Genomic DNA, 26169 nt, shown 5'->3' on the forward strand with positions numbered 1-26169 from the left:
TTTTATTTTTTTGCTGCTTCAGCTTCTGCTTCAGCTTTTTCAATTTGTTTTGTTGCTAAGATAACGAATGGTGCGTAAATTAACGCTGAGATAACCACATTAACTGCGGCTAAAACCCCACCAGCTAAACTCTTAGTTGCCAAAATCCCGCCAATTACTGGTGGTGTAACCCATGGGGGCATTACCGTTGCTGCTGGCACAATTCCAGTGGCGGTTGCAATATACGCAACAGTCACAAGTACCATTGGTGTCAAAATAAATGGTACGAACATAATTGGATTCAACACAATTGGAAGTCCAAACATCATTGGTTCATTGATATTGAAAATACCAGGAGCTGCTGATAGTGATCCAATCATTTTGTAAGGTTTATTTTTACGACCAACAATGAAGATGGCAATAATCAAACCAATAGTTGCACCAGTTCCACCTAAGTTAACAAATGAATCGAAGAAAGGTTTGTTAACGATAAAAGGAATTGTTTTACCTTCACTAAGTGCTTTAACGTTAGCTGCAATAGCAGGTGCGTTAATTGTTTGCATTAATGGATCAATCATATTAGCTCCATGTAAACCAAAGAACCATAAGAATGGTGCAATAAATGCTAATAATAATGCTGATGGATATGAATTTGCCAAGCCCATAAATGGTTCTTGAACAAGTTTGTAGAATGATGCAATAATATCAGTTACGCCGAATCCTTGGAATAATGTATTGATAAAGGCAAAGATTGTAACAACAATCATTGCTGGAAATAATGAAGCGAATGCTTTTGCAACAGCAGGTGGAACACCATCAGGCATGTTAACGATTAAATGTTTGTTACCACTTAAACGTTGGAATAATTCTGCTGAAACCAAACCGACAACAAGTGCAACGAATAATCCTACTGAAGACATCCCAGCTAATTGCAAACCACCTAAAGCGAAGAATGAAGCAACTGATACTGTACCAGCAGCCATACCATCTTTACCATATGATTTTGCAACGTTATGAGCTACTAAGAATGCAACGAATAATGACATAATACCAAAACTAGCATTCCAAACGCCTGCTCCTACACCCTTCCAGATTGGAACATCGTTAACTATTTTAGGAAATAGTCCGTCCATAAAATTTGAAAAACCTGGAATTGGTAAGTTATTAATTAATGTTCCCAGAGCACCTAAAATCATAAGTGGCATAATAACAACGAATGCATCTCGAATTGCCACCAAATGTCTTTGTGCCCCAATTTTTGAAGCTACTGGAATAAAGTGAATATCCATCCATTTTATAAATTTGTCCATGAGTAGTTCCTCCTTAAAGTTTAGTACTTATCCTATTTTTTTGTATAGATCTACTACCTCACCAGCTAAGTCTCTAAATGTAATCGCATTCATTAAATGATCTTGTCCATGAACCATTAATAAACTAACTGGTACCGGATCCCCTGAAGCTTCTTGCGTTAACATGGCTGTTTGAGAATGATGTGCTTCAATGAGTGATTTGTCAGCATCAGCTAACTTAGCAGCTGCGGTTTCAAAATCGCCTTTTTTAGCGGCGTGAATTGCTTCCATAGAATCACTTTTAGCGTTTCCACCATTAACAATCAGCCCCATGATTGTTTGCATTTGTGCATCATTTTCGTTCATATCTGATTACCCCTTTTATTTTTTATTTAATTAAGCTTTTAGCTGTTGCAAGAACTTTTTCGCCATTCATCATGCCGTAATCTTGCATATTGATAACTTCTACCGGAATATTTTTGTCAGCAACCTTTTTTTCAAATTCATCTTTCATAAAACGAACTTGTGGGCCTAACATTAAAATATCAACTGGTTTTGATTCAAGCATTGAATCTGCCTCTGAAGCACCAACTGCAAAGATTTCTGAATCATAGTTCTCTGCTTCTGCAGCCTTTTGCATTTTTGACACCAATAAACTTGTACTCATACCCGCTGAACAAACTAACATAATCGTTTTCATAATTTGCCACTCCTTTTTCTATTTATACTCTTATATACGCAAGTTCCATGCCAAAAATAAAGACCATCGAAAAGGCTTTAAGAAAGCGCTTTCGATGGTCTTTTATTTTATTTGCACACTACTAGTCACTATTACACACTGACTTTATTCAACGTATTACCCATAAAAATTTGGACAATATAGGCAACTTCATCATCTGAAATCTTAATATTATACATTTTTTCAACAATAATCAGGGCCGTTTTAACTATTTCCATCTGTAAATGATTCTCAGCTGAAAATTCTTGGACATTCTTAAACGGTTTAATTGATTGATTTTTCAATCTTGAATCTACTAGAAATGCTAGATGCATCATGATCCCTACGATAATCTCTGGATCAAGAACAATCTGTAAATCTGATTAAATTTTAATAATCATGGTTTGAATAGTATGAATTAAATCTGGGACAGAATTAACTGAATTAATACTACCTTCCAATGCATTAATTGTTTCTCGCGTTAAGTCGTTATCAGACAACATCCGCTGCAAAACTTGTAAGGTTTCATCATTAAAGATATCTAAAGCAGAAAAGAATGGCACTCTTTGGTAAGAAACCTCGACGGTACCAACAATTGCCTTCACATCATAATCGCGCATTAATGTATTAATGTGCTTTTTAAATGCATCTTTTTCTAAATATTGCATCCGAATTACTTTAACTTCGTCTTCGTTTACAATTGGCATAATACGATCATATAATCTTGCGGCGACACCTTCGCCGGTAAAACAAGCTACGATAACTGCTTTTTTCCTAGGATGCATATGGAAAAACTGCTCTTTTACAGACGATTCAAAAATATGTTGTGCATTTGCGTAAATATCTTCTAGTTCACGACCGGCAATCGCAATTCTTAATGATTCAAGCACAACTAACGTACTCGTCATTGAAACAGCTCGAATATTAATCCCTGTTTCTTCACCTAACATTGATGCAAAACTAGTTAAAGAGCCCATGTCAGTTAAAAGTAATAACCCTTTTTTCAATTGTTCCTGACTATCCAGTACATAATCTCGTACTTGATCATAAATTTCCGAAACATTTACATCAAGTGGCATATTAATTGCTTTTCCCTTTGTTGTACCAAGTAATTCTTGTGCTGTCTGTAACATAGAAGAAGCCGTTGATGCCCCGTGCATTAGCACGATGATACCGACTTTAATTTCATTTTGTTGTTTCTTAACACTTAAATCAGAGCTCAAAAACATTGTAATAAATCCAATTTCATCTAATGGAATTTCAATATCAAATTCATGTTCAATTTTATCTGCCATTTCCAGTGCAACACGAAAGGCTTTTGGATTTTTTTGTCGTAAATTATTTAAATCAGGATGAATAATTGCGACATTTTTCCTGATTCTTTCAATAGCACTAACAAGGTGTAATCCAAATGCAAATCGTGCATTTTCATTATATTTTTGCCCTAATTTATTCTGGGCTAAGTCATAAACTTCATTGGTAACCGTCCAAATATCATCTGGTAGTAACTCTTTTCGAACGCCTTCACCCGATAATTGTTCAATGTAATCTTTAAAATAACCTTTATCATCTGAATCGATTAACGTTTTAAGATTTAGTGATTTAAAATTCTGTTTATCAGTTTCACTCACTTTTTTATCAATTGTTTCATAAACCGTTGGTTTTTGATCGTTTTTTTCTACCGTTTCGCTATTTTTAAAAGTCACAACTTTTGTATTTTTTTCATTTGTTCGTTTCGCTAAACGTTCCATTAAGACATCAATTTTTTTATATTTGGATTTACCTTCCAAACGTCCTTTTTGAACATTCAATGGTAAGTCTTTTAATCTGATATATAACGAAGCCGTTTCATGCGTTCTAAAATACAAGAAGGCCTTTGCACAAACAACTTTAATATCCCTCTGAATTTGACCAATATTTGCTTCAGGCTCGTATAACATTAATGCAAGCATCGCATCTCGCTCAACAATAATATCTTGGCTCAATCTACCGACTTCTTGTTCAAAAAAATTCATGACTATCCCATAACGTTCATCAATTGTTCGTTTTGAGATAGGCGGTAATGTAATTGCCATTGGAATACGTCGATTAAATGTGCTCAAAAAATTTTCTGACGTTTCAGTCGTTGCCCCAATAATCTGTACACTCGCTTCTTTAGTAATTGAAGACTCTCCTAAAGGCCGATAAAACCCCTTATCAATAAAGGTAAAGAGCATTTCTTGTCCCTCAGGAGGTAATCGATGAATTTCATCTAAGAATAAAATACCACCGTTAGCTTTATCCATTAATCCTTTTTTATCTTGATCAGCACCTGTGTAGGCCCCTTTTTTAACACCAAATATATGCGCAAAAAGTAACTGTGGATTATTCGCATAATCCGCACAATTAAACCGGATAAAAGGCGCATCAGCCTTCACCATTTCTGATTCTAATGCAAACTGATACATACATTCAGCAAACAAAGATTTACCCGTTCCCGTTTCACCAAAAATAATTGTGTGTAGTCCTCTTGGTGGATATAAAATGGCTGCTTCGGCTTGTTGGATCATAACCTTTAATGAATCATTAGACCCGATTAACTTTTTGAAACTCATCTCTTTAACACTTTTATCATTAATTTCTTTTTGACGTGTTTCTTTTTCTTCAAGTGATGCCCACTGATAGAGAACAGGGCGCCCATCACTTTTTGTAACGTCACCATTTTTATATAAATCATTCAAATAACGACTCACATTTGCGCGATTGCAATTAAGCTCGTCTGCAATCTGTGTCGCATCCATCGCTATTTCCTTATTTTTTAAAAGATTATAAATATCATTTTTTCGATCTCCCAAGTTATCACTACTCCCTTACACGCTAAAAGAAAACGCTTACCACTAGTATACCGCAATCTTTTTTACATTTACACACTAATATTTGCTGGCTTACTTTTCTCCTTTTACACAGAAAATCATAACCTAAATAAAAAATCTTACTTTTCAGTAAGATTTTTTATTTACTCTGTAAATATTTTTTTAATTCTACAACACGACTAGCAAGTTCTTTTCCCATATCAGTTTCAGCAATTGTTTGTCTTTTAACTTCACTATCAATAATTCGTTTCACTGAAATAATATCTGTCCCATTTTCAATTGAATCCCACTTAGACGTAAAGGGTTGGTGAGCAACTAATTGTAAGCCATATGAATTAGAGAGCAGCGTATATCCACCAATTCCAGTAGTTGATTGGTAAGCTTTTGAGAAACCACCATCAATCACAATCATCTTTTTATTGGCCATAACCGGCTTGTGCCCACGCTTAACTGGTGTATGCCCATTAATTATTTTACCGTTATCTGGATTAAGCCCGAATTCTTCTAATATATGACGACAAAATGCTTCATCATGTCGTAATTTGTAATACGCATTTGGTATCTCAACTTGAACTTCTTCATCATTAATAAAGTAACGTTCAAAAGTTTTCATCGCATGTTTCCCAAATAAAGGCGATTTGGGTCCTTGCCATAAATACCAAAGTAAATCAGTTTCAAGGTCAGTAGATTTTTTAGGTTTAGCATAGCTTTTACGTAAATTATCTTCAAAAAAAGCTAATAATTCTGGTCCTGCATATGCTTTCCCTTTTAGCTCAAAGCCCTCCAATTTACCTTCTTGTGTAACTGGAATACAGCCGTGAACTAACAAGTTCCCATTATATCGTTTAAACATACTACCACGTGCCATCATAAAATCTAGATGTTCTCGTAATTTAGTCGCATGGATAAATGATTCTACTAATTTATCCATTATTTCTGACTCATCATCTGTTAATTTATACGGATCTGCCCAATCAACTGTTTGAAAACAAGTATCTTGTAGTGAATAATGTTTCCCATCGATTTCTATTTTTGACCCTTTGTTCCAAATCTTTTCTAAAATCGCACGATTTGCCATATCAAAATCAGGACGTCTTTTAATAATCTGTCCTTCTAATTTAAATTGAATAATAGCGATTGCCTGGTGTATTTTGGTCATTAAAAGTCGTTCGTCTTCTTTGATTTTTTCTTGTGCTGAATTAACTTTCGGTGAAAATGCTGGATTATCTTGATACGTTTTATCGGCAAATGTTGCTAAATGGCGTAAATTAATCCCATATGCATCTTCAACAATAGCTAAATTATTATATCTAGCACAAATTCGCAATAAATTAGCGATACATAAAGGCGAGCCAGCAGCACCACCTAACCATAAAATATCATGATTTCCCCATTGAATGTCAACTGAATGATAATCAAGAAGTGTCTTCATAATTTTATCTGGCGCAGGACCACGATCAAAAATATCCCCAATTACGTGTAAATGGTCAACGATTAACCTTTGAATCGTATACGCTGTAGCCGTTAAAAATGCTTCTGCTTGATTTAATTTAATTAAATTTTCTATTATACGATTATAATAATCTTTTTGATCAAGTTCATTGGAATTACTATATAATAATTCCTCTGTTATATACATAAAATCAGGTGATAGTGCCTTTCGTACCTTCGAACGGGAATATTTTGTTGCTGTCTTTTGTAACAACTCTATCATTCTGGCAATGGTATCTAAATACCACTGCTCCAATTCAGGTTGTGAAGTGAATTGTTGTTTTTTAGCAATTAGTTTTTCTTCTGGATAATAAATTAAGATTGCAAAGTCCTGTATACTCTCTTCAGTCAAACGGCCTTCAAAAATTTCTTGAATTTTTTGTTTAACATTTCCTGAACCATTTCTTAAAACATGTTGAAATGCGTTATATTCACCGTGAACATCACTAACAAAATGCTCCGTTCCTTTGGGTAGATTAAGAATGGCCTCTAAATTAATAATTTCAGTGACAATACTTTGTTTAGTCGGAAATCTTTTTTCCAATAACGTTAAATAATAGGGATTCATTTAAATGGCCTCCTTCATTTTATGATGCGCTTACAGTCACTATACCATGCCGGTTTGCCAATACCAATTACAACTTATTAAATGAGTCATATTATTATATATAAGCTTTTTTATAAACCAGCTACCTATACCAAAAAAGCAGACCAAAAGTTTTGGCCTGCTTCATTTATTCTTATTTAGTTTGAACAATTGCCGAAACTTCATTGGCTTTAACTGTCTCATTCAAATGATCAAACGTTATATTAGACACTTTATCCATATTCGTTAAAACGACCATCATCGTTGTTTCCTTACCAGCAGCTTTAATTGCGTTTAAATCAACTCGCGCAACTAAGTCACCTGGTTTAAGAGTTTCGCCTTCAGAAATAGTCACTTCAAAAGGTTTACCTTCTAATTGAACGGTATCAATTCCCATGTGTAATAGGACTTCTAATCCCGTTTCAGTCGTGATACTAATTGCATGTTTCGTTGGAAAGATACTTGCTACTTTACCAGCAACCGGTGTATAAATTTCGCCATTAGCTGGTTCGACTGCATAACCATCACCCAACATTTTTTCAGCAAAGGTAGCATCTTTAACATCCGAAATAGACATTAATTCGCCCTCTGCAACCGTATAAAACGTTTCACTACCAATAACCGTTGAATCATTATGATTAGCTGTAGCGCTTGATTTATCCGTCTCAGCCTGTAACTTTTCATTACTTAATGAAATAGAATCAGCCTTTGACTCATATAACTTACCAAGCTCGTCAGCAACAAATTGAACTTCAGTTCCAATAACGACTTGAATATTTGTTTTATCGATAACTTTAAACCCAGCAGCACCTGATGCTTTAAGTGCATCTTCATTAATATGGCTTGTATCTTTAACTTGTAGACGAAGACGGGTTGTACAATTATCAACGACTGTTAAATTATCTTTACCACCAATAGCAGCGTAAACAATTTGAGCTTGTCGTGCATATTTGTCATCCCCTAATTCAGGCGATAGTTGAATATCTTCAGTAATTGGTTCGCGACCTGGTGTCATTAAGTTAAATTTCTTAATGGCAAAATTGAATAGTGTGTAATAAATAATTGCCATCACAACACCTTGTACCAACAGCATTAGTGGCATATTAGCCATTGGTACACGTATACTCAAGACGTAATCAACTAAGCCCGCACTAAATGTAAATCCAGCTGTCCAGTGCATAAATGCGGCAAAAGCTAAAGATAACCCGGTTAATGCCGCATGAATGACGTATAAAGGCCATGCAACGAACATAAATGAAAATTCTAAAGGTTCACTCACGCCTGTGAAAAATGATGCAAATGCACCAGCTAGCATCAATGAGCCAACTTCTTTTTTACGTTCAGGTAAAGCATTTCGATAAATGGCATACGCACCAGCTGGTAGCCCAAACATCATGATTGGGAAAAATCCTGCCATGTACATACCTGTAGTTCCTTTAATTCCTGTATTACTCCAAAAGTTCCCGATATCATTAATTTTAGCAACGTCGAACCAAAATACTGAATTCAACGCTTGATGTAATCCGGTTGGAATTAAAAGCCGGTTGAAGAATCCGTATAAACCAGCTCCAACCCATCCAAGTCCAACCATAAACTTACCAAATGCAACTAACCAAGCATAAACAACTGGCCATGCAAATAATAAAGCTAAGGTAACAAAAATCATTACCAATGCTGACATAATGGGTACTAATCGTTTCCCACTAAAGAATGAAATAGCCATTGGTAACTTCACACTATGGAAACGATTATACATTGCTGCCGCAATTAATCCGGCAATAATCCCAATAAACACATTACTACTGATAGAACTAAATGCAGGATCAACATCTGTTACTTTTACTCCTAATAAAGCCGCAACCGAAGTCGGTTCCAACATTTTAACTGGAATTTCAAATGCAACAACACCAGCTAACGCAGCTGCGCCATCCTTGTTAGTCGACATTCCTAAAGCTAAACCAGCAGCAAATAATAATGCTAGATTACCTAGAATTGCGTTTCCGCCGGCCTGCATAAATGCCGCCGCAAACCAATCTTGTGGCAACCAAGTTCCAATTCCAACCAGTAATGCTGCTGCCGGTAGTACTGCGATAGGCAACATTAACGAACGTCCCATTCTCTGTAAATAACTTTTCATTTTTTATCCCCTTTTTTTCTTATAAAAACTATCATACAGGTTAGACCAAAAAAATTCAAATCAAATACAAATCAAGTGAAAAACGTGTATACAAGGCTTTAGAAAATAAATTAAACATCTATACCAATTTTATTTTTTAGACAAAAAAAAAGTTGCTTAATTATATTAAGCAACCAACTTTTTAGAAAACAAGCGTCCCCACACTAAATTTTCTCTTCGATATTCTGTGTCCTAATCAATAAACTCTTTGAATCATTTATTTACAAGACTTATTATGCCATGTAATTCCCCATAAAAAATATTAATATTTGAGGGTTAACTCGCAAATTTTGACATTTACAGCTTATTTACTGATATGACGGTCTTTTGTCCTTCTCGTAAGGGCAACTTCATTTAAAGTATTTAACGCTTTATTGTATTCAGGATTAAAATAAAAATCCATTGATGATAATTTAGCCATCGTCATTTGCATATTAATAGCTACTGACATGATATTAATCATATCTAAAATATCATGTTTCGAATAAATTTGTGCACCAACAATGACTTCAGTATCTTTCCTGTACACAACTTTTATAAGTATTTTGGAACCATTTTTAACGTAATCATATTGAATCTTATTTTCAATTGTATTGGATAGAACATCCAATCCGATATATGGTGCGTTTTCTTCAGTGACACCTGTCGTTGCTAAATAATGACCGAATAAGTTCATCCCCGCTGTTCCTTGCGTCGTTTCAACTTTAACAGGACTAAATAGACCCGTACAGTTATACGCCGCCACAATTGCACCTTTAATAGCGTTATTAACAAGAGGTTGATACTCTCGACGTTGGCTGACAGTTTGTTTAAATCCGGCATTATCACCTGCTGCATAGATGTCTTTATCACTTGTCTGCATGTAATCATTGATTTTAATGGTATTATTTTGATTAAGTTCAACAGCGTCTCTCAAAAAATCATTGTTAGGTTTTAATCCAACCGAAAAAACGACTAAATCACAGGCGATTTCTTGGTCAGTTGTCGAAACGCTAACTATTTTGTTATTCTCATCCACATTAATAGCATGAACATCATTTTTTAATACAATCTTTATCCCTTTTTCTCTTAAATCATCAATTATCCGATTACCAATTTCTTGATCTACGTACCGTGTCAAAACACCTCCCATAGCTTCAACTACTGTAACATCAACTTTTTCGCCTTTACGTCCCTCATAAATTGAGCTAGCTAATGCAAGCCCCACTAATCCTGCACCAACAATTAAAATACGCCTATTAGTTGGGCACAACTGTTCCATAGCCTTTTTTGATTCTTCTAAATTTTTATAAAAAACAACATTTTCATTATCTATCCCTTTAATATGTGGTTTAACAACCTTAGACCCATTAGCTAAAATTAATTTGTCATAGTTGCTGTAACTGTATTGTTTATCTGCATTAACAAAGTATAAACGTTTATCCTCCGTACTAACGTGCAACACTTCAGTACCAAGCATCAATTTAATACCTTCAGACTCTAACGCAGCAGGTGTCGCATAACTCGCTTCTTCTAAGTTATCAATAACCCCATCAAATAACAAATTAATTCCAGATGAGATATAGCTAACGCTATCTTTCATTTCCATAATAATTACTTCGGCATTTGGATCTGATTTTGAAATTGTTCTAGCGGCAGCTATCCCTGCGTGCGTTCCGCCGATAATGACATACTTCATTATTTTTCCTCCAAGCTTTGCGTGTTAATTTTTCTAACCTTATCAATTTCTAAAATTTCATTTACGACATCAGTAATAACTTGATCTGAACTAACACCAATTTCTGACATCACATATAATGGTGAATTAAATTGATCTTGGTTAACACCCATCCTATTTGTCACAATTAAATCATATTCTTTACCTTCTTGATAAATTTCTACTTGAGCGTTTAAAACGCTGCTTAAAACACGTTCCATAATGATTACGGTTAGTTTTTCCATAATTGGATCACGATTAATTAATAAGCCAATTTTTAAAACGTCATCAAACTCGAAGTTTAAAATATTCAAGATATATAAATACTGATTTTGTAGATAATATAAATCATCTGGCGAATTTAAGCCATCGAACTGTGTAACAGATTGATACGCCGTCAATAATTTTTGAATGATCTGCGAAAAGTCTTCTCGTTCTAATGATTTACGATTAAATTCCATAATTGTTCGATTATAACTAAAACTTTCACCTTTAAATATGGCTAATTTGCTGTATGAATTAAATAAATTATAAGAAATTTTTGAATCCCGTTTGAAGTAAGTATATTTCTCAATATCACTCCAAAAAAGACTAATTGCACTATTGATGGGTGTTTTTTTATCAATATCGTCATCTTTAATTTGAACATATAATTCAGAATCGTTTTTAATTAAATCAAATCCAATTAAAAAGTAATAGAACCCAACAGCATCTTCTTCAGAAAAGGAAAGTGAATATTTTTTTAAAAATCTAAAAAGACTTAATTTAACTTTACTGTATGCGAGATTATTTTTGATTAATTCACGAGAAATAGGCGTTAATGTCTGAACATGTTGCTCTTTATATGAATTAATTCGAATATAAATTTTAAGCCATAGAAAAACTCTAAGTTTCTCGTCGTCTTTCCATCCTAAGTCATATTGTTCATCTAAAACATTAACGTAATCGTTAATCGTCTCATTTCTAGATAAGAGTTCTTCGCGATCAGTGAATGGAACCACCCTAATGAAAAAAAGGTAATAAAAATAATTCAGTTGAATTTTAGTCCCAACTAATCGTCGATTTTTAATTTTTAGATCAAATCCTGCTAACGTTTCATTTAATTCTTTAATTCACCTTGTTATTGACGACCCACTGATATGTAATTCGTTCTCAAGATCAATTAAATTCAATGTTTCATTCGCATACAAATACATTATTATTTTGTATTTATACGATTCTCTTAAAAAATCAGTACTAATATTCGATAAATTTGTCGTACCATCTACTTCAAATTCAACGTTATTAGCGCTCACTTCAAAATGAACATGACCTGAAGCGGTAGCTTCCTCAAGCGTTATTTCAATATTTTTTAGGTACATTCGTAAAGAATTACCAGATATTTGGAGTAATTCCATTAATTTTTTCTTACTTAAATAACCACCATGTGTTTGTAATAGTTCTAGTATTTGGTTAAAAGTTCTTTCCTGCCCATCTAAAAAATCTTCCATATACATAAAAAAATCCCCAGCTTCACTTGACCACTTACCCAATACGATTAAAAAGGCCAATTTAATTTAATTCTATTAATATGTTACCGCGAAAAGTGATAAATTGGTATTAATAATTTTATTTTTAATTTTATTTAATTTACCCCTTGCATTTTCGGTATATACTTGTTATATTAAATGAGTAACCTAATCAATAAAACTTATTCAGTACCTCCCCCAAGGACTGAATACCAAAATCAATCCCCCAATTGATTTTGACTGTTTTACCCTTTTCGACACTGTAACTTATGTTACGATGTCGTTTTTTTTTGCCTAAAAATAAGTATTTACTCTTTCAAAACCTAACTTTATCAATGCTTATACGCTAAATATACCTAACTTCTTTATTCTCTTTTATTTAACATAATTTCGTCACACTTTCTTCATAATTACTTGTTATTATATAAACATACCTTAATTAAATAACTTTTAACTTTAATTTGTTCTCCCAAACAAATTAAAATGATAATTAATTTCTTCCCGAATATTAATTATCCCTACTCCTTTTAATCCATTACCTCTCCCAGGTAGTGGATTTTTTTTATTGGCCTTGCATAATTTCAATGATTGCTTGATAGTCTGAACCTGGCGTCACTATATGAACACCATTAAAAAGGTTTGATAACGATTCAATTAAATTTTGCGAAGCTGCAATACCGACCTTACGTTCATCATTTTGCAACGCCGCTTGTTTCAATTCTGCCATAAACTTATTTGGTAGTTCAATACCCTGAACGTTATCTTGAATAAATTGAGCACGCTCAAATGAAAGTATCGGCATTACACTGATAAAAATAGGTATAGCCACTTCATTAATGGTGATCCAATCTTTTAATCGCTGAACATTTGTCATATCAAATACCGGTTGCGTGATAATATAATCTACTCCTGAATGAATTTTTCGATTAATATCTTCAAATTCAAAATCTAAATTTATCGCATTAATATTAAATGCCCCACCAACTTTAAATTGTGATTTACTATTTAATTCACGATTAGATGGCGATATTCCTTGATTCATTTTTTTAATTGTTGTAATTAATTGTTGCGATGTTAAATCATAGACATTTGTGGCACCTTGTATTTTTGTAGGATTCCCTTTAATAATCATTAAATTATTTAAACCAACAGCACTTAATCCCATTAATTTAGATTCTAATCCGACTAAGTTGTAATCCCGTGTTGTTAAATGTAGGATTACTGGAATCTGTTTTTCACTAAGTTTATATCCCAATAATATATTTGAAACGCGGGGCATCCCTAAAGGATTATCCGTAATTGATAATGCGTCAATATCTAATTTCATTAGTGCGCTAGCACCTTTAAAAAAATTATCCAGATTAAGCGTGCTTGGCGTATTCCACTCAACTAAAACCGTTTTGGTCATTTTCACTTTCTCTATAAAATTCAAAATACCTTCCTCCAAATCAAATTTCATATCACCTTACAATGTTAATTGTAAACTAACAAAACTGTCACATGCCTATGTTTTAATAAATAAAGCCGTATACTATAAATATACACACAAGATACTTTGTGTGTAACTTAATTCTACTATAAAAAAATACGATTATATTTTAGTTTAATTTTTCATCTAGATCTAACCTACTCCCCCCAGAGTCTCGAATAGATTAGTATTTTCTCACCACTACTTTTAAAAGTAGTGGTGTTTTTTTTACATTTATAGTTTTTCTTTTTAACGTCATATTTTCTTCACATTTACTTGTTAGAATAACTTCATACCTTAATTAATAACTTTTAATTTTAATTTATTTCCCCGAATAAATTAAATAAGATGATCAACTTTCCCCGAAGTTAATCACCCTTACCCTTTTCCGACATTGCCTCCCCTTGTAATGTCGGTTTTTTATTTGCGTTCTATTTCTAGTAGTTGCTTTTTCATATTAATCCCACCGCGATAACCCCCTAAGCTGCCATCTTTTCTTAAAATACGATGACAAGGTATTACAATTAATATAGGATTACGACCAACTGCACTAGCAACAGCGCGAATTGCTTTAGGATAATCAACTTCTAAAGCTAACTCAGAATACGTTCTCGTTTCACCGTATGGAATAAGTTGAAGTTGTCCCCAAATTTCTTTTTGCAGCATCGTCCCACTCAAATTAAAATCAACGGGGATCGTAAATTTTTGAATTTCATGGTCAAAATAGGCTTGTAGTTCTTCAATTATACTTTTAAAAATCTTGTCATTCTCTTCGAATTTAGTTCTTGGATAAAATATTTCAATTTCACTTCTTAACCCATTAGGCGACCCAACAAAACTCAATCCTTTATCAGTCATCCCTAGCCAAAAATAATCCGTGCCATTAAACCAATTCATTAAGTACATGTCAAAATCTCCTATTCAATCCCAGACAAATTTGCGCCATGAACTTCTGCGATATTATATACGATGATAAATGCATTTGGATCAATCGTATGCACCTTATTTAACATTTGTTGATAATTTTGATTTTCAACAATAATCATCAACATTTCTTTGCTTTCACCTGAATAACCACCTTTAGCATCAAAGATTGTTAGACCTCTATCTATAGTTGTATTAATATCTTCTTTTAATTTTTTTAATCCCTCTTCTGTACTCATCACATATAAAACTTTTTTACGGTCCAATCCCGTTTCAATATAATTCATAATTAAATACGTGATTATTAAAGAAAAAATCGCTAAAATAAATGCTTCAGAACCCGAGACAAATATATTGAAAAAACACACAATACCATCAATTATTAATAGACTGGTTGCAGGTTTAATATTGAAATATTTTTTGATTATTAGTGGTGGAACCGTTGTTCCACCACTGGATGCATCAATTCGATAGAGAATTGATATTCCCACCGCAAAAACTGCGCCACCGACAATAACAGCTAATAATCTATCCTCGACAATATTTATTTGAGGCGTAATCGCTAAAAATAACGGTAATACAAAACTACCAATCATAATTTTTTTAGTCGTTGAACGCTCTAACATAAAATAAGCCAAGATCAATAGCGCCATGTTAATGCTCAATAATACAATCGAAACGTTCCAATTAAAAGCTGTTTCTAAAAGGATTGCAATACCAGTTGCACCACCAACCGCAACTTCTTGTGGTGCGTAGAAAAAATTAATACTTATTGCAATCATTTCTAACCCAATTAACATTAATAAAAATTGAATAACTTGTGGTTTCATCCTATTTATCATAAAGGCCCTCTTTCTGTTCTAAATTTGTAACCCCTTACTATTTAGCATACCGAATTTTATATCATAAAACAAATTTTCGATTTATGGCACAAAAAAAGCATCTCTAAACAGAGATGCTTTTACTACTTTATTCGAAACTTTCAGTTGTCATTGAAGCTTTGTATAAATCAATAACATCATTTACTGACATATCAACATAAACAGCACTATCTAATTTTCCAACTCTAACAGCTGATTCAGCCATTACTTTAAAGTTTGTTTCTTCATTGATGTCAACACCGGGTAACGTTGTTGGTACACCTAACGATTTAACCCAGTCATAAACTGATTGAATAGCTTTATCAGCAACGACTTGGTCATCATCATCTTGAATATGCCAAACATTGCGACCAAATTTAGCAAACTTAGAAACCGTATCCGCAGATAAAACGAATTTCATCCAACGAGGTGTTATAATACCTAGCCCAACACCATGAGTAATATCGTAGTACGCTGATAACTCATGTTCAATAGAATGGGATGTCCAGCCATCTTGATAACCTAATCGCATAATACCATTTAATGCCATTGTTGATGACCACATTAAATTAGCACGAGCATCATAGTTATCAGGTTCCGCAACTGCAATTGGTGCCCATTTAATAACTGTTCGCATGATACCTTCAATCATACCGTCAGAAACATCATTATTTTTTTCTTTATCAAAGTATTGCTCTGTCAAATGAGAGAAAATATCAATTGAACCAGCAGCAGTCTGCCATTTTGAAACACTCATTGTTAATGCTGGATCCAAGAATGAAACAGCTGGTGTTTTGGGACCAAAACTACCTATTTTTTCATTTGTTTCTGGATTTGAGATAACTGATCCAGCATTCATTTCAGTACCAGTAGCTGCTAACGTTAAAATATCGACAAAAGGTAATTGATCAATTTTGAAACGTTTTGAGGGGTCTAATGATAAATCCCAAGGATCTCCTTCATAAAATGCTGCTGAAGCAATCATTTTTGAAGCATCAACAACAGAACCACCACCGACAGCTAAAATAACATCAATTTTATTTTCTTTAGCTAACTTTTGACCTTCACGAACTGAACCCACTTTAGGGTTTGGTTCGATTCCTGCTAATTCAACAACATTTAAATCACTCAAAATTTTCTTTACTTTGTCATATAAACCTGAACGTTTAATTGATCCACCACCATATGTTAATAATACATTGGGACCAAATTGTGCAACCGCATCATGTAATTCTGTTTCGATACGATCTGAACCAAATCGAATATCAGTTGTATTTTTAAATTGAAAATCTTTCATAAATATAATCTCCTTTGTATTTTGAAGTTATAGTCAAAGTTATTTCAAATGAACAACTACATTATAACCCCTTTAGGCGATGTCATTCCAATACAAGCCTTTACTAAAAGAAGATTCACCATTTTACTGGTGAATCTTCTATAAATATAAACGATTATTGTGTGACTCTTTTAGCTTCATCTTTTGCATGAATCATGCTTAAAATTTTTCTTGAAATTGGTCCAACAATAATTAGTTGTAACGGTACCGCAACAATAATATTGTGTCCAACAGTAGAAAGATAAGCAGACCAGAAATGAGCAGGCATACCACCTTCAATAAGTAACCCATAAAGTGACATAAAAGCGACCATTCCACAAATCATCATTCCTGAGATTGCGAGAATCATTTGCCACATTTTATCATGATTAAGAGGTAACTTATCAGCAATTGCCATCGCAATTTTACCGACAACTAAAACATCTAAGATAAAAGCAACAATAAAACCAGGAATGAATCCAAGTAATAACGTCACAAGACCTAGTTTTCCGACTAATAATAAATTGTATGCACTCATAACGAAAACCATCATCGAGCACATTAATGTTGTAAAAATAATTCCTTCTTTTGCATTTGTTGGCATATATCATTCTCCTTAATAACTTTAATAAAATATAATGTTACACAAAATAACTCACTGTCATAAGTCTTTTTTTTGAATATTAAAGCATTCTCATTGTAAGCGATTAAATCGATTGATTGTGCTACCAATTACATTACGTTATACTATATCCATAACGATTAAGGGGAGATTTCTATGTTAATTGCACTTATATTATCTTGGATTGTTGCACTTGAACACTTATTTATTATGATTCTTGAACTATTTTTCTCAACTAGTTCAATCGCTCAAAAAGCCTTTGAATTAAGACCAGAATTTTTAAATCAGAAAGAATCAAAAGTATTAATGGCTAATCAAGGGCTATACAATGGTTTTATTAGTATCGGTCTAATGATTGTACTTTTCATTCTAACTGGTGCTGCGCTTAAATCAATGTTGTTGCTTTTTACAGGATTTGTTTTTATTGCTGCTGTTTTTGGTAGTTTAACATCTGCAAAAAAAATAATTTTAGTACAAGGATTACCTGCATTACTGGCCTTTATCGCAATTACTTTAGCTTTATAGACTAACTAAAATAACGTTAATCATTAAGATTAACGTTATTTTTTTACGCTATTTAATTTTTAACGCTTCAAGTTGAACCTCAATATCAGCTAATTTAACATCAGCCTCTAAAAGAGATGCAGCAGTATAAGCACTTTCGATTAAAGCTGTATCGTACAGATGAACTTTTTTATCTGTGAATTCCATGACCATATTTAAATTCATCTTAGCACTTCCTAAATCATAAAAAGCTAACAACTCATCGGCACTATTTTCGTCAAAAGCTGCTTGGATTTTATCAAATGATGTACCAACTCCGTTATCATCAGTCCCACCAGCTGTTGTGATTGAGACACTTGCTGCAACTTGATCTAATAGTCGCTTGATACCTTCTGCAATTTCAGGAACATGCGATACAATTACAACCCCATATGTCATACTAGCACCCCCGTTTCCAGTAATGCCTCAAATAAATAGCCACTCGACATAGCTCCTGGATCAACATGACCGACAGAACGTTCTCCGAGATATGATGCACGTCCCTTTGTTGCAACAAGCTCTTTGGTTGCTTCAACATCTGCTTGTATTTTTTCAACTGTTATTTGCTTCATTTTAATATCCCCTAAAACTGGATTCCAAACATCAATCATGGTTTTAGCTCCAACATCTGAATCACCGCGTCTTTTAATACCATCTAGTCCCGCAGCTATTAATTTAGCTGGATCATTTGTTTCTTTACTTAATTTAGACATTTCAATAAAAGCCGTTCCATAAAGTGGCCCAGAAGCACCACCAACAGATTTAATAAAGGCCATTGCGACACTTTTAAATAAGTCTGATAAGGATTCAAATTTTTGATTTTTTAATAAATCTTGAATTGTTTCGGCACCACGAGCCATATTATTTCCGTGGTCTCCATCACCAATTGGTGTATCTAGCTCACTCAAATAAGCTTTATTTTCACTTATTTTCTCTGAAAAAATCTGGAACCATTCTGTTGTATTTTCAATTGTTAGCATTTTATTATCTCCTCTTACCAAGCGATTGTATCTACCGTATAATTTAAATAAGAAAGCCATTTATCATCTTCAATTTTAAATAATGTCAAAGAAATTCCAGCCATATCTAATGATGTCATATAATTACCGACCTTTGTAAATGCGACATCGACTTTTTTATTATTTAATTGATCAAGCGTATCGTTCATAAAAATATATTGTTCCATTAACGGTGTTGCTCCTAATCCGTTAACTAAAACGGCATATTTATCATCAGATTTCATATCAAATGCAACTTTTAGTTTACTTAGTAACTCTTCAACCAATTCCTTAGAAGGTTTTAATTTTTCACGACGATATCCGGGTTCACCATGAATTCCTACGCCATATTCAACTTCATCATCTGCAAGTTCAAATCCTGGTTTACCAACTTCTGGGACGGTCGCACCACTCAATGCAATCGCAATTGTTTTAATATTTGGCATCACTTTTTTAGCAAGTTCATCTATTTCATCTAATGTAGCTCCTTGATCTGCAGCAGCACCCAATATTTTATGCATGAACACTGTTCCCGCAACACCACGTTTTCCTTGTGTATATAGACTATCTTCAACTGCAATATCATCATCTACAACAATTGATTTCACTTTAATTTCATCTATTTCAGCAAATTCTTTGGCCATATCAAAATTCATGACATCGCCGGAGTAATTTTTCACAATACAGAAAACACCTTTACCGTGATTAGCAGCTTTGATTGCTTCATAAATTTGGTCTGGCGTGGGTGAAGTAAAAACTTGTCCAGCAACTGCACCTGACAACATACCGGGACCTACAAAACCAGCATGGGCAGGTTCATGTCCACTTCCACCACCACTAATGAGTCCAACTTTATCTTCCATCGATGCCACATCACTTCTAACCATAGCTTCCGTACTATCAATTTTACGTAGGTATTGTGGATAAGCCTTAACTAACCCATTAACCATTTCACTTACAATATTTTTTGGATCATTAATTATTTTTTTCATAGTATCCCCTTTTCTGTCTGTTTTAGGTACTTCTCCATTATATTGCAAACGTTTACAAATAACCAATTAAACTAGCTTTTATTAATAATTCCATGACCATTCAATTCTCAAGACACAAAAAAAGAGTTTCCAAAATCATAACGATTTTGAAAACTCTTTTTGAAAGAACTAAATAATAAATTATTTAGCTGCGCTTGTACCGAACCATTCAATACGATCTTCAACAAGATCAGTGATTGCTTTTGTACCTGGTGCAAATAATTTACGAGGGTCATAACCTTTACCTTGTTGGTCTTTACCTTCTTCAATATATTTACGAGTAGCAGCAGCGAATACTAATTGACATTCAGTATTAACGTTGATTTTTGAAACACCCATTTTAATAGCTTTTTGGATTTGGTCTTTAGGAATACCTGAACCACCATGTAATACAAGTGGTTGTTCGATTACAGCAGCTAATTCAGCTAAGCGATCGAAGTTTAAACCAGTCCAGTTAGCTGGGTATTGGCCATGAATATTACCAATTCCACAAGCTAAGTAGTCGATTCCTGTTGCAGCAAGTTCTTTAGCTTCGTTAACGTCAGCTAATTCACCAGCTCCGACAATTCCATCTTCTTCTCCACCAATTGAACCAACTTCTGCTTCAACTGAGATACCTTTAGCATGTGCTAAAGCAACGATTTCTTTTGTTTTTTCTAAGTTTTCTGCAAATGGTAAATCATGACCATCAAACATAACTGAGTTGTAACCAACTTCGATACATTCTTTAGCAGCTTCAAAATCACCATGATCTAAATGCATAACAACGGGAACAGTGATACCCATTGATTTAATAGTGTCTTGAACAAGGTGTAAAGCTAATTCATATCCACCCATATATTTTGCAGCACCCATTGATGTTTGGATTAAAACTGGAACACCTTTTTCTTGGGCTGCAGCAAGAATACCGCGAGTCCATTCTAAGTTGTTTGTGTTAAAAGCACCAACAGCGTAATGACCTTCACGAGCAGCGTTAAACATACTTGTACCATTTACTAATGACATTTGAAGTCCTCCTAGATAAATTACAATACGTCTGTATTGCATTTTTTAATACAGGTACATTTTAGCACATTTAATCATCAGATAAAACTTTCATTTTTTAAATAAAACTAATTATCAATAATTTTAATATAAAGGCAACCGTTCATCATTGATTTAACAGACTTACACACTAACATCTTCAAATTTAAATTCATTGATATTAATTAAACCCATATCAGTTATTTTCAATTCCGGTATCACCGCTAACGACATAAAGCTTAATGTCATCACAGGATCCACCGTATCATTAATGCCGAGCTCTCTATAAGCAACTTTATTAAATAGTTCAAGCTGTTCTGATATCCATTCTCCAGATTGGTCACTCATCAATCCGCCAATTGGCAATGGAATTGATATTAAAACTTTGTTATCTTTTGTCAGGACCATCCCACCTTGAATATCTTTCAAAGTCTCAATTGCCAACGCCATATCTTGATCATTAGTTCCTGTTGTAATTAAATTATGTGAATCATGTGCAATAGAAATAGCAATTGCCCCATGTTTAATACCGTAATCTTTCAAGACACCCGTGAAAATATTTCCCGTTTCATGGTGCCGTTCAATAACTGAAATTTTAGAAACTGGAATACTTGAATCGTAGATAAAATTACCTAGTTCATCACGACTAACATTAATTTCTCTATCTATTGTAATTGCTTCGTTAGGAATTACTTCAATTGCATGAACTCTATTACTTGTTAGAGGCAGAACTAATTTTTCTTGACTAAAGTTAGCTAAATGGACTGACGATTGGACACTATCAATTGTATAGCTTTTAGTTTCTAGTAAATATTTTCCCTCTTCAGCAACTTTTTCACCAGCAATATAGACACTTGAAATTAGCATATCCGTTAAATCACTAATAATTGTTAAGTCTGCTCTAAGTCCAGGTGCAATAGCACCTCTATCTTTAAGCTCACAACACTCAGCGGTATTAAGTGTCGCCATTTGAATGGCAACTAAAGGATCTATACCTTCTTCGATACAAATTTTCAAACTATTATCTAAATGACCCTTTTCAATAATTGTTTTCGCTTGGACATCATCTCCACATAGAATGGCCCTTCTAGAATTAGTGGTTGTGACACCTTTTAATAGTGTTCTTAAATTATGCGTGACAGATCCTTCACGTAGGAAGACGTACATACCACGGCTTAATCGATTTTGCATTTCTTCAAGGGTTGAGCATTCATGATCATTTTGAATTCCTGCGGCAATATAGGCATTTAAATCTTTGTCATAAACTTGAGGACTATGCCCATCAATTCGTTTATTTAAATTTTTTGCGACCAGTAATTTATCTAAAATATCACTCTCAGCATTAATCACACCAGGGAAATCCATAAATTCAGCTAAGCCACTTGTCTCATTATTCGTGAGTGGTTTAATCATGTCTTTGGCCGAAATAACCGCTCCAGAATTTTCCATTTTTGTTGCTGGAACGCATGAAGGCAGCATGTATTGGATATTAAGGGCTGTTTCTTTAGCTGCATTAATCATATAGTCGAGTCCAACTAGGCCCGCTACATTCACAATTTCATGTGGATCTGCCATGACCGTTGTTGTCCCATGCGGCGTTATTAAACGGCCAAACTCTTCTGGTCCAACGTAGGCAGATTCTATATGAATATGTGGATCAATAAATCCTGGTGAAATATATTGACCATGAACATCAACCGTCTTATCCCCATCATATTGGCCACCGATTCCAGCAATAAGGCCATCAACAATTGCGACATCCCCAGTCATTACCTGTGCATTATAAACATCAATAATTTTGCCATTAGTTAAGACTAAATCAGCAGGAATTCGGCCAGCAGCAACATCAATTAACTTCTTTAAATTTTCTTTTTCCATCATAACTCCTTATCCTTTAAGAGATGATATCTTAATAATTGGATCAACTATTTCTAAAGCGACACAATCTACCATGCCTAAATCAGTAATTGCCAAATCTGGAATTGCCGTAATTGGTAAAAATGACATATAAAATATTGGATCAGGTAAATCACTACCCATTAAATTTGACCCTTTTCTTAGCGCAATTTCGCCAGTTTCAATTTCACTTGGTAATAAGTCGCTCATGATACCACCCACAGGTAATGCTAAAAATGAAATAATTTTTCCATCAATAACAACAATTTGACCACCGCCTGCTTTAATTAATTCATTTGTAGCAATCGACATATCATTTGCATTGACACCCATAACGACAATATTATTATCATCAGGTGCAGAAGATGATGCCATTGCCCCTTTTTTCAAGCCCCATCCAGATGTAAATCCAAGTGCCTGATTTCCATTTTTACCAAATCGTTCTAATACAGAAACTAAAGCGACATCTTTTTCTGGACTAGGTTGTACGATATTATTTTCTATCGTTAATTCAACATCTTTTCTTTTTCGAACAAAAGCACCCTGACTATTAATTGTTTGGACAGTTGCCATTCCTACTTTTTCATTAACTTTATATTCAAAATCTTTTTCAGAGGTTAACTCATGCTTCAACTGGCCTTTAAATAAATTACTTCTGATTGGTGCAATCAACATTTCACTTATTTTTTTATTTTTGGCAACAACTTTGCCCCGACTAATAACCATTTCTACATTAAATGAACTTGGCTGATCAACAATCAATATGTCAGCAAGTCTTCCTGGCGATACAGACCCAACTTGATCATCAATTCGATAAGCTTCAGCACTATTTATTGTTGCCATTTGAATTGCTGTAATTGGTTCTACACCTGCTTGAATAGCTAATTTAACAAGGTTATCAAGATGTCCTTTTTGTAAAATATCAGATGCAGTTACATCATCTGTACAGAAACTAACATGTCGTGCAATTGCTGGATTAACTTCAGTAACTGCTCGAATATTTTCTGCCAAGAAATGTGTAACGGATGATTCCCTGATTAAAATATTCATCCCATTCCGTGCTTTTTCAACAAGCTCCTCATGACTATAACTTTCATGATCTAAGCGAACACCACTTGCTAAATACTCATTCAATTTCAATCCGGTTGCCATTGGTGCACAACCGAAAATGGGTTGGTGATTATTTTGTGCGTGAACCAACGTTTTTAACGTATCTTCATCTTGTGTTTCAACAGCTTCTCTAACCGTTTCCCAGATACCGTAACATTCTGTCCATTTTTGAATTGTTTCTTGAACATCTGAATCGATGTTAAAAGCAATTGTTGATTTTGGAATTGTATATGGTGTCTTATATGGTGCACCCCAAAATAAATTAAGCGGTAATTTTTCTACCTCTTTAAAAACTTCTTGAACACCTTCTAGTCCGGCAACTGATATTGTTTCATCTAAACCAGAAATAATACTCGTTGTTCCAAAAGGTACAACAGCATTAGCAAAACTTGTCATACTCATTTTGCTACATTCAACGTGAATATGTCCGTCAATTAATCCTGGCGTTATATACTTTCCAGTTGCATCTATATGTTCCGTATCATTGCCGATATAAGCTTCAATATTACCTATCGCAACAATTTTCTCTTTATAGATAGCTACATTTGCTTGATAAATCTCACTTGTCATAACATTAACTAACTTGCCATTTTCGATTACTAAATCTGCAGGAATTTTTGCTGCACCTGCAGAAATATAGTCTTTTAACTGTGCTAACGTCTGTGTCATTTAGTTATCCACCCATCAATTTTATATGTTATTGAAGAATATTTAATACGTAAAGTAAGAATAGGAATACAAAGAACAAGATATACATTACAGGCCCGATTTCTTTTCTACGACCTGCTGCCATCATTGTAATTGGGTATAATACGAAACCAAAGGCAATACCATACGAGATGTTGTAAGTTAAAGGCATTCCGACAACCATTAAAAATGCTGGTACTGCTACTTCAAATCGACCCCAATCAATACCCTTTAATGATTGTGCCATTAAAATACCAACAACGATTAAAACGGGCGCCGTCACTTGTGATGTCACAACTGTCAGAAGTGGTGAAAAGAATAAACTTAGAACGAACATAAACCCGACAACTAATGATGTCAGTCCAGTTCTTCCCCCAACTGCAATTCCAGCTGATGATTCAACATAAGCAGCAGTTGGTGTTGTTCCCAGAACAGATCCGGCTAACATTGAAGCAGAATCAGATAATAACGCGCGACCAACTCGTGGCATTTTATTATTTTTCATAAATCCTGCTTGAGTAGCTAACCCGATTAAAGTTCCCGCCGTATCGAAAAAGGCTACCATCAAGAATATTAAAACAACAGACCAAAGTTGAAGTGAGTTAATTTTATGTAAATTTTCAACCCCTACTCCAAATGTTGGTGCCAAACTTGGAACAGAAGAAATAATATGTGTTGGTAATTTGATAAGTCCCATAACTAACCCTAAAATAGTTGTCGCAACCATTCCAATAAAGATTGAGCCAGGAATTTTTTTAGCCATTAAGATAACAATCACAACGAGTCCAAAAATTGTCAGCCATGTAGTTGGCACCGTTAGTGAACCAATCGCGACCAATGTTGATTGGTTTCCAATGATAAGTCCACCTTCTTGTAATCCAACAAAAGCGATAAACAACCCAATACCTGCGGCCATTGCTAATTTTAAGTCATGTGGAATTGCATCTATCACAATTTCACGAATTTTAAAGAACGTAATAAGCATAAAGATAATTGAGGCAACCACAACACCGGCCATTGCCGTTTGCCATGGAATACCCATTCCAATAACAACTGAATAAGTAAAGAATGCATTGTCACCTAATCCTGGAGCAATTGCGATAGGATAATTAGCTAAGAATGCCATCAAGAAACAACCGAACGCGGCAGATATTGCTGTTGCTGTAAACACAGCTCCTTTGTCCATACCCGCAGCGCCCAAAACTTGAGGATTAACGAATAATATATAAGCCATAGATACGAAAGTTGTTAATCCAGCCATTGATTCACGTTTAACCGTTGAACCTGACTCATTAATATGAAATAACCGATCAAAAATACCTGATTTTCCCTCTGTATTATTCATGCAATATAATCTCCCTATGTTGTGATTTTTTATATTATGTACAGTATATTAC

General features: G+C 34.1%; 20 protein-coding genes and 2 pseudogenes. 1 reads left to right on the top strand and 21 read right to left on the bottom strand.

The window, feature by feature from the left end; all coding sequences use genetic code 11:
* Positions 1-2: 2 nt before the first annotated feature.
* The 14 genes and pseudogenes from AC1RPH_RS00845 to AC1RPH_RS00910 form a co-directional block, all read right to left on the bottom strand.
* Positions 3-1289 carry a PTS sugar transporter subunit IIC gene (locus tag AC1RPH_RS00845; RefSeq protein WP_409021736.1) on the bottom strand — a complete coding sequence of 429 codons (1287 nt, stop codon included), beginning with the start codon at positions 1287-1289 and terminating at the stop codon, positions 3-5.
* A 27-nt stretch (positions 1290-1316) separates the two neighbouring features.
* On the bottom strand, positions 1317-1634 hold the full coding sequence (locus tag AC1RPH_RS00850) for a PTS lactose/cellobiose transporter subunit IIA (protein ID WP_481760986.1): 318 nt from the start codon (positions 1632-1634) through the stop codon (positions 1317-1319).
* Positions 1635-1656: 22 nt separating this feature from the next.
* Positions 1657-1968 (bottom strand): PTS sugar transporter subunit IIB, encoded by a 312-nt coding sequence (locus AC1RPH_RS00855; RefSeq protein WP_409021738.1) that lies wholly within the window; start codon positions 1966-1968, stop codon positions 1657-1659.
* Between the two features lie 131 nt (positions 1969-2099).
* Positions 2100-4820 (bottom strand): annotated as a pseudogene (locus AC1RPH_RS00860) (sigma-54-dependent transcriptional regulator).
* A gap of 157 nt (positions 4821-4977) precedes the next feature.
* Positions 4978-6897, bottom strand: a complete 1920-nt coding sequence (locus tag AC1RPH_RS00865; protein ID WP_481760987.1) for a fructose-1,6-bisphosphatase — start codon at positions 6895-6897, stop codon at positions 4978-4980.
* Positions 6898-7069: 172 nt separating this feature from the next.
* Positions 7070-9052, bottom strand: coding sequence for an N-acetylglucosamine-specific PTS transporter subunit IIBC (nagE, locus tag AC1RPH_RS00870; protein ID WP_481760988.1), 1983 nt, complete (start codon positions 9050-9052; stop codon positions 7070-7072).
* A gap of 343 nt (positions 9053-9395) precedes the next feature.
* A complete protein-coding gene (locus AC1RPH_RS00875; RefSeq protein WP_481760989.1) occupies positions 9396-10769 on the bottom strand; it encodes an FAD-dependent oxidoreductase in 1374 nt (457 codons plus the stop codon).
* On the bottom strand, positions 10769-11788 hold the full coding sequence (locus AC1RPH_RS00880; RefSeq protein WP_481761150.1) for a hypothetical protein: 1020 nt from the start codon (positions 11786-11788) through the stop codon (positions 10769-10771). Before AC1RPH_RS00880 ends, AC1RPH_RS00875 begins: the two co-directional genes overlap by 1 nt.
* A gap of 18 nt (positions 11789-11806) precedes the next feature.
* Positions 11807-12283 (bottom strand): annotated as a pseudogene (locus AC1RPH_RS00885) (helix-turn-helix domain-containing protein); the annotation flags it as partial.
* Between the two features lie 574 nt (positions 12284-12857).
* Positions 12858-13754, bottom strand: a complete 897-nt coding sequence (locus AC1RPH_RS00890) for a methylenetetrahydrofolate reductase (RefSeq protein WP_481760990.1) — start codon at positions 13752-13754, stop codon at positions 12858-12860.
* 429 nt (positions 13755-14183) lie between these two features.
* Positions 14184-14669: a methylated-DNA--[protein]-cysteine S-methyltransferase gene (locus AC1RPH_RS00895; protein ID WP_481760991.1), complete on the bottom strand. Its 486-nt coding sequence runs from the start codon at positions 14667-14669 to the stop codon at positions 14184-14186.
* Positions 14670-14680: 11 nt separating this feature from the next.
* A complete protein-coding gene (locus tag AC1RPH_RS00900) occupies positions 14681-15529 on the bottom strand; it encodes a YitT family protein (RefSeq protein WP_481760992.1) in 849 nt (282 codons plus the stop codon).
* A 127-nt stretch (positions 15530-15656) separates the two neighbouring features.
* Positions 15657-16844: an iron-containing alcohol dehydrogenase gene (locus tag AC1RPH_RS00905; protein WP_481760993.1), complete on the bottom strand. Its 1188-nt coding sequence runs from the start codon at positions 16842-16844 to the stop codon at positions 15657-15659.
* Positions 16845-16998: 154 nt separating this feature from the next.
* The gene (locus tag AC1RPH_RS00910) at positions 16999-17466 is read right to left on the bottom strand and encodes a DUF2798 domain-containing protein (protein WP_481760994.1); all 468 of its coding nucleotides are present in this window, start codon (positions 17464-17466) and stop codon (positions 16999-17001) included.
* Positions 17467-17640: 174 nt separating this feature from the next.
* On the opposite strand from AC1RPH_RS00910, the gene AC1RPH_RS00915 reads away from it, so the two are divergent.
* Complete coding sequence (locus AC1RPH_RS00915; protein WP_409021750.1) at positions 17641-18009, top strand: DUF1304 domain-containing protein; 369 nt, start codon at positions 17641-17643, stop codon at positions 18007-18009.
* 48 nt (positions 18010-18057) lie between these two features.
* Here the strand turns inward: AC1RPH_RS00915 and dhaM are convergent, their stop codons facing one another.
* The 7 genes from dhaM to AC1RPH_RS00950 all read right to left on the bottom strand — a co-directional run bounded on the left by dhaM (position 18058) and on the right by AC1RPH_RS00950 (position 26117).
* The gene (gene dhaM, locus AC1RPH_RS00920; RefSeq protein WP_481760995.1) at positions 18058-18426 is read right to left on the bottom strand and encodes a dihydroxyacetone kinase phosphoryl donor subunit DhaM; all 369 of its coding nucleotides are present in this window, start codon (positions 18424-18426) and stop codon (positions 18058-18060) included.
* Positions 18423-19007, bottom strand: coding sequence for a dihydroxyacetone kinase subunit DhaL (dhaL, locus tag AC1RPH_RS00925; RefSeq protein WP_481760996.1), 585 nt, complete (start codon positions 19005-19007; stop codon positions 18423-18425). Before dhaL ends, dhaM begins: the two co-directional genes overlap by 4 nt.
* A gap of 14 nt (positions 19008-19021) precedes the next feature.
* Positions 19022-20017 (bottom strand): dihydroxyacetone kinase subunit DhaK, encoded by a 996-nt coding sequence (dhaK, locus tag AC1RPH_RS00930; protein ID WP_481760997.1) that lies wholly within the window; start codon positions 20015-20017, stop codon positions 19022-19024.
* 180 nt (positions 20018-20197) lie between these two features.
* Entirely contained in the window at positions 20198-21061 is an 864-nt protein-coding gene (gene fba, locus AC1RPH_RS00935) for a class II fructose-1,6-bisphosphate aldolase (protein ID WP_481760998.1), read from the bottom strand.
* A gap of 162 nt (positions 21062-21223) precedes the next feature.
* The gene (gene ade / locus AC1RPH_RS00940) at positions 21224-22957 is read right to left on the bottom strand and encodes an adenine deaminase (RefSeq protein WP_481761144.1); all 1734 of its coding nucleotides are present in this window, start codon (positions 22955-22957) and stop codon (positions 21224-21226) included.
* Positions 22958-22966: 9 nt separating this feature from the next.
* Complete coding sequence (locus AC1RPH_RS00945; protein WP_481760999.1) at positions 22967-24754, bottom strand: adenine deaminase C-terminal domain-containing protein; 1788 nt, start codon at positions 24752-24754, stop codon at positions 22967-22969.
* Between the two features lie 28 nt (positions 24755-24782).
* A complete protein-coding gene (locus AC1RPH_RS00950) occupies positions 24783-26117 on the bottom strand; it encodes an NCS2 family permease (protein WP_481761000.1) in 1335 nt (444 codons plus the stop codon).
* Positions 26118-26169 lie beyond the last annotated feature (52 nt).

The organism is Dellaglioa sp. CoH-57-MRSF-16 (assembly GCF_056782055.1).